General features: G+C 60.7%; 14 protein-coding genes. 9 read left to right on the forward strand and 5 right to left on the reverse strand.

Annotated elements, in window-relative coordinates:
• The first annotated feature begins 78 nt into the window (after positions 1-78).
• Entirely contained in the window at positions 79-2490 is a 2412-nt protein-coding gene (gene ppsA / locus ALC15_RS37605; protein ID WP_050631645.1) for a phosphoenolpyruvate synthase, read from the forward strand.
• Positions 2491-2756: 266 nt separating this feature from the next.
• On the opposite strand, the gene ALC15_RS37610 is transcribed toward ppsA, so the two are convergent.
• On the reverse strand, positions 2757-3212 hold the full coding sequence (locus tag ALC15_RS37610; protein WP_050631646.1) for a baeRF12 domain-containing protein: 456 nt from the start codon (positions 3210-3212) through the stop codon (positions 2757-2759).
• A 180-nt stretch (positions 3213-3392) separates the two neighbouring features.
• Here ALC15_RS37610 and ALC15_RS37615 point away from each other — a divergent pair, with 180 nt between their 5' ends.
• From ALC15_RS37615 to ALC15_RS37625, 4 genes are all read left to right on the forward strand, one after another.
• Positions 3393-3809, forward strand: coding sequence for a DUF3775 domain-containing protein (locus ALC15_RS37615; RefSeq protein ID WP_094194364.1), 417 nt, complete (start codon positions 3393-3395; stop codon positions 3807-3809).
• Between the two features lie 5 nt (positions 3810-3814).
• Positions 3815-4054 (forward strand): ChaB family protein, encoded by a 240-nt coding sequence (locus ALC15_RS42590; protein ID WP_094194365.1) that lies wholly within the window; start codon positions 3815-3817, stop codon positions 4052-4054.
• 62 nt (positions 4055-4116) lie between these two features.
• Complete coding sequence (locus ALC15_RS37620; RefSeq protein ID WP_050631647.1) at positions 4117-4959, forward strand: universal stress protein; 843 nt, start codon at positions 4117-4119, stop codon at positions 4957-4959.
• Positions 4960-5149: 190 nt separating this feature from the next.
• Positions 5150-5617, forward strand: coding sequence for a hypothetical protein (locus ALC15_RS37625; protein ID WP_050631648.1), 468 nt, complete (start codon positions 5150-5152; stop codon positions 5615-5617).
• Positions 5618-5810: 193 nt separating this feature from the next.
• On the opposite strand, the gene ALC15_RS44375 is transcribed toward ALC15_RS37625, so the two are convergent.
• Both ALC15_RS44375 and ALC15_RS37630 read right to left on the reverse strand, forming a co-directional pair.
• Positions 5811-5969, reverse strand: a complete 159-nt coding sequence (locus ALC15_RS44375; protein WP_157860976.1) for a hypothetical protein — start codon at positions 5967-5969, stop codon at positions 5811-5813.
• 20 nt (positions 5970-5989) lie between these two features.
• Complete coding sequence (locus ALC15_RS37630) at positions 5990-6658, reverse strand: phosphoribosyltransferase (RefSeq protein WP_050631649.1); 669 nt, start codon at positions 6656-6658, stop codon at positions 5990-5992.
• 402 nt (positions 6659-7060) lie between these two features.
• On the opposite strand from ALC15_RS37630, the gene ALC15_RS37635 reads away from it, so the two are divergent.
• A complete protein-coding gene (locus ALC15_RS37635; RefSeq protein ID WP_128089700.1) occupies positions 7061-7828 on the forward strand; it encodes a hypothetical protein in 768 nt (255 codons plus the stop codon).
• A 15-nt stretch (positions 7829-7843) separates the two neighbouring features.
• Here ALC15_RS37635 and ALC15_RS37640 read toward each other — a convergent pair whose 3' ends face one another.
• Complete coding sequence (locus ALC15_RS37640; protein ID WP_347336353.1) at positions 7844-8812, reverse strand: ribose-phosphate diphosphokinase; 969 nt, start codon at positions 8810-8812, stop codon at positions 7844-7846.
• Between the two features lie 90 nt (positions 8813-8902).
• A complete protein-coding gene (locus ALC15_RS37645) occupies positions 8903-9469 on the reverse strand; it encodes an HPF/RaiA family ribosome-associated protein (RefSeq protein ID WP_050631656.1) in 567 nt (188 codons plus the stop codon).
• Between the two features lie 211 nt (positions 9470-9680).
• On the opposite strand from ALC15_RS37645, the gene ALC15_RS37650 reads away from it, so the two are divergent.
• From ALC15_RS37650 to ALC15_RS37660, 3 genes are all read left to right on the forward strand, one after another.
• On the forward strand, positions 9681-10109 hold the full coding sequence (locus ALC15_RS37650; RefSeq protein ID WP_050631650.1) for a DUF2267 domain-containing protein: 429 nt from the start codon (positions 9681-9683) through the stop codon (positions 10107-10109).
• 17 nt (positions 10110-10126) lie between these two features.
• Entirely contained in the window at positions 10127-10804 is a 678-nt protein-coding gene (locus ALC15_RS37655; protein WP_050631651.1) for a dienelactone hydrolase family protein, read from the forward strand.
• A 207-nt stretch (positions 10805-11011) separates the two neighbouring features.
• Positions 11012-11307, forward strand: a 296-nt coding sequence (locus tag ALC15_RS37660; RefSeq protein WP_050631652.1) for a universal stress protein, incomplete at its 3' end; no start/stop codon positions are given.

The following is an 11307-nucleotide window of genomic DNA, read 5'->3' on the forward strand; positions in this document are numbered from 1 at the left end:
CGGGGCCAATCCCGCACACTGCCAATCGCAACTTCGGTTGCCATGAGGCGCACGCATGCTGCATTGCGGGAGAACCCGATGACTAGCTCCAGCTACATCCGATGGTTCGGCGAGATCGGCCTCAACGATGTGCCCTCAGTCGGCGGCAAGACTGCGTCGCTCGGCGAGCTCTACTCGGTTCTCACAAGCCAGGGCGTAAGGGTACCAAACGGGTTTGCAATCACCGCCGCCGCCTATCGAGATGCCCTGACAGAGAGTGGAGCAATTGAGGAATTGCACAAGCTGCTTTCCGGCCTGGACAAGCGCAAGATTGCCGACCTTGCACGGCGCGCCGCTGCGGCCCGTGCAATCGTGTACGCCGCGACCGATCGGGACGATCTGCGCGCTCAAGTGAATACGGGCTACAGCAGGCTTCAAGACGAATACGGCCGAAACCTTGCAGCCGCGGTGCGCAGTTCGGCAACCGCAGAGGATTTGCCAACGGCGAGCTTCGCCGGTCAGCATGACAGCTTCCTCAACATACGCGGACCAAGCGAGCTGTTCGATGCGTGCCGCCGCTGCTTTGCCTCCCTCTTCACCGACCGCGCGATCTCGTATCGCATCGACAACGGCTTTGACCATTTCAAGGTCGCGCTCTCGGTGGCAGTGATGAAGATGGTGCGATCCGATCTCGCCGCCAGCGGCGTGATGTTCACATTGGACACGGAATCCGGGTTTCGCGACGTCGTCTTTGTAACCGGTGCCTATGGACTTGGCGAAAACATCGTCCAGGGCTCGGTCGAACCGGACGAGTTTTACGTCCACAAGCCGACCTTCAAGACAGGCTCCCGCGCGGTCCTGTCCCGTCGCCTGGGTGCCAAGGACAAGAGAATGGTGTACGGGCGCGGCCATGCGACGACGCGCAATGTGCGCACGTCCGCGACCGAACGACGACGCTTCTGCATCTCCGACCAGGATGTTCTCAAGCTCGCCGGCTACGCGATCGCCGTCGAAGATCACTACTCGGTGAAAGCGGCCATGCCAATGCCGATGGACATCGAGTGGGCAAAGGACGGAAAGAACGGTGAGCTCTACATCATCCAAGCCCGACCCGAGACCGTTGCGTCCCGCAAGAGCCCCGCAGCGCTGAACAGTTACACCCTGAAGTCCAGCGGCCGCGAATTGGCGCGCGGACGCGCTGTCGGCGAGAAGATCGCAACGGGCGACATTCGTTTGGTCGCCAACAAGCGGGATTTGCGCGCCTTCAAGCCGGGAGAAGTGCTCGTCGCGCCATCGACCAGTCCCGATTGGGAGCCTGTGATGAAGCTCGCGGCCGCTATCGTCACAGATCACGGCGGTCGGACCTGTCATGCCGCCATTGTCGCCCGCGAACTGGGGGTACCGGCAGTTGTCGGAACCGAGAACTTCAGTCGCAAGGTCAAGAACGGCGCGACGGTCACGGTTTCCTGCGGTGAAGGCGACATCGGTCACGTCTACGAGGGAGCATTGCGATTCGAGGTCGAACAGGTGGTGACAGATGCGCTGAAAGCGCCAAAGACCGAGATCATGGTCAATCTCGGCAACCCGGAGATCGCGTTGAAGACGGGCATGCTGCCCAGCTCCGGCGTTGGTCTTGCCCGAATGGAGTTCATCATCAACGAGCACATCGGCGTGCATCCGATGGCATTGGCCTGTCCGGACAAAGTCAAATCCGCAAAGGATCGGCAGAGCATCAAACAGCTTACGCGGCTTTACGCCACACCGTCCGATTTCTTCGTCGAGCGGCTGTCCGAGGGCGTTGGCCTGATCGCAGGGGCCTTTTACCCCCGCCCCGTCATCATCCGGCTGTCAGACTTCAAGACCAATGAATACGCGAATTTGACGGCAGGAGCCGACTTCGAGCCGAAGGAAGAGAATCCAATGCTCGGCTTTCGCGGTGCCGCGCGCTACGCCCACCCAGCCTACGCACCGGGTTTTGCCTTGGAGTGCACTGCGCTCAAACGCGTCCGCGAGGACATGGGCCTGACCAATCTGAAGATCATGATCCCATTCTGCCGCCGCGTGGATGAAGCCCGCCGCGTGATCCAGGCCATGGATGAGCACGGCTTGAAGCAGGGCGACAAGGGACTCGAGATCTACATGATGTGCGAGATCCCGAACAACGTCATCCTGATCGACCAGTTCGCCAGGCTGTTCGACGGATTCTCGATCGGCTCCAACGACCTCACGCAACTCACGCTCGGCGTGGATCGCGATTCCGACATTGTCGCTTTCGACTTCGACGAGCGCGATCCCGGCATGCTCGAAATGCTTCGCCTCGCCGTCGCAGGCGCGAAACGTAATCGGCGTCACATCGGCATTTGCGGCGAAGCGCCGGCAAACTACCCCGAGATCGCTCGATTCCTGGCCGAACTCGGAATCGATTCGATCAGCGTCAATCCATCGAGCGTCCTGCGCACGATCAATATCGTACGTGAAGCCGAACAGGAGACGCTTCGCCGTGTGGGGTGAAGGCTATGCCTTGGCTGGCGCTCGCACGAACCGGCACTCGAGACGTTGATCGACGTCCAGCACGGTTACGAGGGCAAATTCCGGATCTGTCCCGATAGGGGTCTCCGTGCGGCGACCATCTCGCACTGAACGCAGCGCGCAGGGCTGCTGCCTTCAGCATCGGTTTCGCTGGAGACATTGCGGTCGCAGGCGCGCTGGCACAGCTCACATACTTACCCCCTGGGATTTACCCGCTTGCTTCCTTGCGGATCCATGCCACGGGAACGTTACAAGTTCTCGGTCAAATGCTTCTCGATTTCGGCGACCGGATGCTTCGTAAGGTCCTTGTGCAATTCGGCCACGAGGCAATCCTTCACATCGTCATGGAGGGCCCCACGAAGATCCGCCAAGGCCCGAGGAGGCGCCACCACGACGACCGCCTTGGTCTTGCGCTGCCGAACCAACTGCTCGAGGGCAGCGGCCATCTTGCGCGCAAACTGATGCTTCTCCAGATCATGCCAATCGACGGCTTCGACCGCACTCCTCTGGCCGGAATGCATCGCCTTGCTGACTCGCCCCGGTCCCTCGCTGCCCTGCACGTGCGTTGGCGGATTCTCGTCCTCAAATACCTGCTCGAGCTTAAGGTTCAGAAACTTCTCATCACCCTCGTTGCGCAGAAACAGAGCCTTGCGGCCATCGCCGACAAGGACGATCGTGTTGTGTGGGATTGCTGGTTTGTTCATGATGAAGATCCTTCGCCTCTGCGCTCTCCGAACGCGCGTCAGAACGGTGCCACCGAGGAGCCCTTGGACATGCTCCTACGAGCGATGGATGTCTGTAAGCTTATCTGCCGGCACGAAGCTTGATTTTCATCAAAGGAACCACCCGCAGGCACTTTTATTGTGTGTCTCAGGAGGTTCGTCATGAGTACAATTCCTGATCTGACCATTTCTTCGGAAAAGGTGGCTGCGGTCCTCACCAAGGCTCGCCAATTCGATGCCAAGGGCCCCGTGACGGATCCCGACTCCGGATCGAACGCATGTGACGACTCGATGATTTCCGTTCTCGAGGATCATTCTGACGACCCCGTCCAGACCGAGCTCGTGGCCCTCATTCGCGGGCTGAACGAGGACGAGCAGATCGACCTGGTCGCACTTGCCTGGCTCGGACGCGGCGACGGCAGTCTCGATGACTGGGACGAACTTCGCGCTGAGGCGGCCCGCGCGCACAACAAACGAACGGCCCGGTATCTTTTGGGAATACCGCTGCTCGGCGATTATCTGGAAGAGGCGCTGTCCCAATTCGGTCATTCCATCGAAGAGTTCGAACAGCCGGTCTAGTCATCATGCCCTATCGATCGAACGCGGATCTTCCTGCGCCGGTCCAACACCGCCTGCCTCCGCACGCCCAAGACATTTATCGCGAAGCTTTCAACCATGCTTTTGCGGCGCACGCTGATGACTTGCGACAAGAAGAGATTGCACATCGCACCGCATGGGCGGCGGTCAAGCGGTCCTACATCAAGCTCGATGATGAATGGGTGTCGCGACAAGGCGCGCACCAGGCGCACGGCAGGCACTCTTGATGCATATCAGTACGGCCCTTCCCGCTGATTGAGAAAATGCCCTCCCAATCGGGAAACTCCTCATGATCAAGGAAATTCTTGTTCACATTCCGACCGAACGGTCACTCCGGCCGGTCGTTGATGCATCGATCTCGCTCGCACAATCATTTCGCGCCTCTCTCGATGCAATGGCGATCGGATACATGCAGCCTAGTATGGCCTACTCCGCAGACGGTGCCGTCGTTACCGCGGTTGCTGCCGTACTCGCGGCGGAGCAGCGGCACGCCGCCGAACGCAGCGCGGCTGCACTTGCGGTCTTCGAGACGGAGGCTCGACACGCAAGAATTGCGTATGAATGCCGCTCGATTCAGGACTTTCCGGCGGAAGCGGCCTCCTCGATTGGTGCTGCCGCCAGGCTCTATGATCTTGTCGTCGTGCTGCAACCGGACGCGGCCCTGGAGACCCACGACAACGCCACCGCGAGGGAGATTTTGCTGCAGGCCGGAGGCCCCGTGCTGTTCGTGCCTCATATCTTCCGTGGGCCCTTCAACCCGAGGCGCATCGGCATTTGTTGGGACGGAAGCCGCCTTGCCGGGCGAGCGCTGAGAGATGCAAAGTCCTTTCTTGCGCACGCCGAAGCAGCCGTGGTCATTTCCATCAACGAAACCCAGGTTGCTCCCGCGGAGGCCTCCGCGCAGGAACTGATGCGACACATGGGGCGGACCACGCTCTCGGCAAGGCTGATCGAGTTGACGGCCGAGCGGTCGGAAATTCAGCCTTCGATCCTGTCTTTGGCGGCCGATGAAGGCCTCGACATGCTGGTCATGGGTGCCTACGGGCACTCTCGCCTGCGAGAAGGAATTCTCGGAGGCGTCACGCGGGAGATGCTCAAGACGATGACCGTGCCGACCCTCATGTCCCACTAGACTGACGGTCGTTTTCTGGCCCGATCCCCTGCGGACGCGACTTTGTTGTCAGTCGCGCGAACATCATCCAAGCCGTGGCGAGCGCCCGACCAACTTTCGAGATCAGGAAGCTCCGGTTGAGCTGGATCAATTGACGATCCAACAGCGCTAATACTTTTCTGAGAGAGAACGGAGCCCTCTGAAAGAGAATATGGTCAAACGCTACGAGAGCTGGAGAACACGGTCCTTCCTCAGCAGGTTCGCCCATCTCATGGAACGAACAGGCCTCGCCTTGGCCGGTGGCTCGTGCGGCCTGTTCGTGGCGGCTCACATTGCAAGGTCCAATTTCAATCTGATCGACACCACCGCCGCTATCCTCGGCATGATGGTTTACGGTGCGAGCGGCTTCTATCTCGGCATCGATTTGCCTCCTGCTCCGCAGAAGCTGCGAGAGCTGTCTCTGCGCGGTCTTGGGTCCAGGGCGGATGCCGTGGAGCTGCTGAGTGCGACCGGCACCTTTCTCACCGCAGTTGTGGCGGTTATTGCGGTCAGCAGCATCATCCTCGACGAGGTTGCGCGCCCTCGCGGCGCGATGTCCGCATTCGTTGGCTGGGTTCTTGGCGCGTCGATGCAAATCGCCGCCGGCATTATCGCACGAACCCGGACGCATATTTCCTGACGCAGGTCGCTCGATGAGGGCGGTGTGGTCATAGACCCGCTCCCAGGCGCAAGCGTGAGCACGCCCTGAACCGACAAGCAAACCAGATTTGCGGTATCAGCGAAACTCGCGACCCATTGATGACCGCGGACAGAACTGCCTGGCGACCAATAGCAGCGTCATTCCGTACCCTGCTATCGCTTCAGAACCTTGTTTAATCTGGATAAGACACATCAAGCTTGTGGGTCTCGACAATCGCTATGATCTTTCCGGCAAGGTCCTTGCCGGACCGGAAGGGATTGTCGCCCATGATCTCAAGCAGTTCGGTGGTCTGGTCGAACATCTCGGCGATTTCGGCGTTCCGGACCGGCACGTGCACCCTCCTCCCTTGGATCAGGAGGCTGGTGTTGGCATTTTCTTCGTCGCCGGAAACCGCTTCAGGATCGCAATAACCTCATCATCGCTGACCTGCCGAAAATCGCGGTAATAGTAGCCAATCGCTCCAAAGTCCCGCGGCGTATCAAGGCAAACGATCGCGTCGACCTCCGAGTGCAGCCGCTGGAGCGTCTCGAGCGGCGCGACCGGTACAGCAAGGACCAATTCCTTTGGCTCTCGCTTTCGCAGCGCGTGGATCGCGGCGAGGGTGGTCGCGCCCGTCGCAATACCATCGTCGACGATGATTGCGACTTGCCCTTTGACGTCGGACCGGGCGCGATCGCCGAGATATCGTACGCGGCGCCTGTCGATCTCCGCAAGCTCATCCATGCAGATGCCGTCGAACGTCGCCTCACTCACGCCGGTCAAATCGATGACATCCTGATTGTGAACGATGACCGGTTGCTCACCGTCCACCACCGCCCCCATCGCCAATTCCGGCTGCATGGGCACGCCGATCTTGCGCACCAGAATCAGATCAAGCGGGGCTTCCAGCCGCTCGGCGACCTGAGCGGCCACGGGAACGCCGCCGCGAGGCAGCGCTAGGATCACGGGGTGCCGGCTCTTGTACTTCAGCAAGGCCCTGGCCAGCTGACGGCCAGCATCTTCTCTATCCTGAAACAGCATGTCGCTGGGTCCGTTCGCGTTTAATACAACAGTATTGCTCCGGCGCCTCCGATCGTTGATCAGTGTCAAACCGTCTCAGATCCTCGTTTGGCACCAAGTTGCCATGCTGGACCGCCAGAACGAGCTTTCGACTGAGGATGCCGAGAATGACAGCATCCCTGCCCTTGCTCGCAAGGTCGCCTTCCTGAGCCATCCTCAGAGCTACACCCCCGTTCCCGATCGCCTTCAGGCGCGCGAGACCCACATGTCCTGGGTCTTCATGAACGCGCGCGGGTCTACAAGCTCAAGAAGCCGGTCCGCTTTTCCTATCTCGATTTCTCGACGCTGGCGCGCCGCAGGACGGCGTGCCTGGCGGAAGCCAGCCTCAATCGCCGGCTCGCGCCCGACGTTTACCTCGGCGTCGTGCCGTTGACCGAGGGTCCTTCAGACTACGCGATCGGCGGTTCCGGCCGGGTGGCGGACTGGCTTGTCGTGATGCGCAGGCTGAACGAGGACGAAACGCTTGAAGCCGTTCTCCGCAGGGGCAGCGCTGGCCGAGCCGACGCCGACCGGCTGGCGGCGGTTCTCTCTCGCTTCTATTCGCATGCCGCGCGAATCCTGGTCGCTCCAGAGACCTATCTGGCTTCGCTACACGAAGCCGCTGCCCTCGATTGGCAGGTGCTGCTAAATCGCCGTTTCGATCTGCCGCACGGCACACTGCTGCGCATTGCGGCCGTGCAACGGCGATTCCTCAAGGACAACGCTTCGATACTGGTCGAACGGGTCCGTCGAAGGCTTATCGTCGATGGCCACGGCGACCTGAGACCGGAGCACATCTGGCTTGCGCCTCCCAATCCCATCATCGACTGCCTCGAGTTCAATTCCCGTTTGCGGGCCAGCGATGCATTGGCCGAGATCGCGTTCTTGCACCTGGAATGCGAGAGGCTTGGCGGCCGATGGTTCGGCGATGCGATCCGGCGGCGACTGGCGCGCGCGCTGCAGGATGACCCGGCAAGTGGCGTCTTTCTATTCTATCGACTTGGCCGTGCGATGCTCAGGGCGCGCTTGTCCATCGCGCATTTGCTCGACGCGCACCCGCGCACGCCCGAAAAATGGCCTCGCCTGGCGCGAGCCTATTTGGCGATCGCGGAAGCCGATGCGAAGCGGCTGGAACAGCTCCTCGCCCGATAGATTGGGTGAACCTCGTCAAGCCTGATACATCAGGAGATCGGCCAGCGGCTCACCCTGATGCAGCCGTTTGATGGCTTCCGCGAGCAGCGGCGCCGCCGAAATCACTTCAAGCTTCGCAAGCACCGGCCCCGGAGCAAGCCGGAACGGCGGAACAGTATCGGTCGCGATGATACGATCGATCGATGCATCGGCCAGCGCCGTTTCAGCTCCCGGCATGAACAGGCCGTGGGCGACGCACGCAATCACGTTCTTGGCACCATGGGCACGCGTCGCTTTTGCCGCACGGACCAAGGTTCCGCCGCTGCTGATCAGATCGTCGACCACCACACAAAGCGCATCGGTCACCTCGCCGGCGAACAGATCTCCGGAGACGCGGCCTGAACTGCGATGCTTCTCGACAAAGGCCTTCCCTATTGGTCTCTGCAATGCGTTTTCCAACGCCTCCCGCAAGACGTCGGCTCGCTTTCCACCGCCCAAATCCGGAGAGACGACACTGATCGGCCCATCGCCCGCGATTGATCTGATCTTTCCAATCAGCAGCGGCGCGGTGGTGAGCGCGACGGACGGACAGCGAAATGCGTTCTCAAAGGCCGCCTCGTTATGCACATCGAGCGTGACGATCCGGCTTGTACCTAGCGCCTCAAACAAGGATGCCAGGTAACGTATGGTGACGGGATCGTTCGCTTTCGTTCGACGATCCTTTCGGGCATAGCAAAGATATGGCGTGATCGCGGTCACGTTCGTGGCACCCGCGTCTTTCAGTGCGCCGATAAAGAACAGCAGGCGACAAAGCTTGTCGTTCGGACTCTGGTCCGGGCCGCCGTGAAGGCTGTGAACCACATAGACATCGCAACCGGCAACCGTATCGAGCGAACGAGCCTTGTGCTCGCCGTCTTCAAAGCTGCGTTCTCGTGGGCTGCAAGCGTGCAGCCCAAAGCGGTCGCGATTTTCCCGCCAAGCTCCGTGCTTCCGTTCAGCGCGAATAGACGCAGCCGATCACTCCGCGCCAACGCAGTGCGAGACGTCCACCTACTATCTGTCATAGGCGCTCCGCCAATCGTGACGAGGAAACACTTACGCCCGCAAGCTGTGTTTGCTCAGTACTCTCACCGTGCTCGCCTGCGGCCCCTTCTCCCCGCGTTCCTCGACGTAGCTGACACGTGAGCCGACTGCGATGTTCGAGCGACCTTCGAGAACACTGTTGCAGTTGAAGTAGATTTCCTGGCGGTCGGCGCCCTCAAGGAAGCCGAACTCACCGCTTGGATCGATCCGCACGACGGTCCCGACCGGCTCCCCTTCGTGGAACTTGGTCTGGCCGCGCATAAGGCGCACCTGGTCTTGCAACTGCCTGCGCGCTCGCTTGAACGCGTCGTCAACCGCAAAGGTCAGATCTGCGTACCGCTCATCCTTCTTGGGCGTTCGACCGACATTGACCTCGCGCCCTTCCGGAAGCGCCAGCCGGATGCTTACCTGATACTGACCACCTGTCTTGTGGCGATCACCGGGGCCTCGCACGACGATACGCCCCGCGGTCGCTCGACCATACTTGTCTTCCAGCTCGGAGATGTGCTGGTCAATGCTCGCTTGCAGGGCTTGGGTCGGGGTCAGATTCTCGAATTCAACTTGGGTCGGGGTCTGCATGACCTGCTCCTCCGATTGGCCTGTCGATCTGACCATGCCGGGCGCCAGTCTCCTTGAGCGAAATCAAACCGGCTCGATGACGAGGCGTCACGAGGCACTCGGCGCCCCTGCTCCTTTTTTCGCTCCCGCACGAAACCTTGAGGCACGTCAAAGCCTGCCGACGCAGGGGCAGCGACTAATTGACGGCCCGCCTCTAATCCGGGAGCACGACATGAGCACGACAACGGGTGTGACTGCATTGGACCATACGGTCCAGGAAACGAACGTTTGGCTCAAAGCGATCGACCAGGAGCTGGCCTTGGAAAATCGCCACCACGCCTACAATGCGTTGCGAGCCGTCCTTCATGCGCTGCGCGATCGGTTGCCGCCGGAGGTCGCCGTCAAGTTCGGGGCCCAACTGCCGATCATGGTGCGCGGCATCTTCTATGAGGGATGGCATATGGCGGCGACACCGACCAAAGAACGCCATCTCGAGGAGTTTGCGGAGCATATCCTTAGGGACCTTTCCCCGCAGTTTCCCATTGATCCGCTGATGACCGCCCGCGGCGTCTACGAAATTCTCTGGGAAAAGCTGGACCCAGGAGAATTCGGAAAGCTCATGGCCCACCTGCCGGCCCCGTTGCGGACTTTGCAGGACTGACCGGAGGGGGACGATTCATGCACAGTGACCGGCCGCGCGACGTCCTCATTCCGCCACTTGGGCTCGCGGGAACGCTGACGCTACCGGTCAACGCACGCGGTCTGATAGCCTTCGCGCATGGCAGCGGTTCTAGCCGGCTCAGCCCAAGGAATACTTTGGTTGCAAGGGCGCTGAATCATCGCGGCTTTGCGACACTGCTGCTCGATCTTCTCACGCCGCAGGAGGAGCAGGATCGCTCAAACGTCTTCAATATCGTCATGCTGGGAGATCGTTTGGTTGCGGCAATCGACTGGCTTCAAAGCCAGACATCAGCGATTGCCGATCTTCCGATCGGATTGTTCGGCGCCAGTACCGGCGCCGCAGCCGCCCTCATTGCGGCGGCGCGGCTCCCGGATCGAGTCGCCGCAGTGGTCTCGCGTGGCGGCCGTCCCGATCTGGCCGGCAACGCTCTGCCTCACGTCCGCGCGCCGACCCTGTTGATCGTGGGAGGCGCCGATAGCGGCGTCATCGGGCTCAACGAAGGCGCCCTCGCCCGTCTTCAGGAGCCGAAGGCCCTCGAAATCATTCCCGGCGCAACGCACCTGTTTCCCGAACCAGGCGCAATGGATGCCGTCATCGAACATGCGAGCCGATGGTTTGAGCGATACTTGCACTCACCGAGCTCAGTCCGCGCCGCAAGCCGGCAGAGCCAATAAACTGCTGTCGAACACCTTCGTAGACGGCTCCACGCTTCACCTGAGACAACGCCTTGCTTACTCGGCGCGCGAGCCGACAAAAACCTGTCCAGCACTCATCGCTGGCCCCGATCCGATGGCTGGCTGCACCGTGCGAGATTTGACCTGGATCATGATGGAGCCGCCCAGTCCCGTCACAATTTTTCCAGTCAGCCGGAGACGACTGTCATGACGAATATCATGGTGGCGACAGATGGTTCAAAGGGAGCTTGTCGCGCGATCGATGTGGCGGCAGACCTCGCCAGGGCATTGTCGTGCGATCTCCTGATCGTGACAGTTGCAGATCGCCTTCTGGGAGAAGAAGTGCGGCAGCTGCCGCACACCGGAGCCAGCCCCGGCGATCTGCTGGAGGCCTTTACCGGTCAGACGCTGAAGGCCGCCGAAGCGCGTGCACGCGAGCTGGGGCTGTCCCGGATTGAAGTTCGGACCTGTTGGGGTGACGTCACCCAATGCTTGATCGATCT

The sequence above is a fragment of the Bradyrhizobium viridifuturi genome (assembly GCF_001238275.1).
Taxonomy (GTDB): Bacteria; Pseudomonadota; Alphaproteobacteria; order Rhizobiales; family Xanthobacteraceae; genus Bradyrhizobium; species Bradyrhizobium viridifuturi.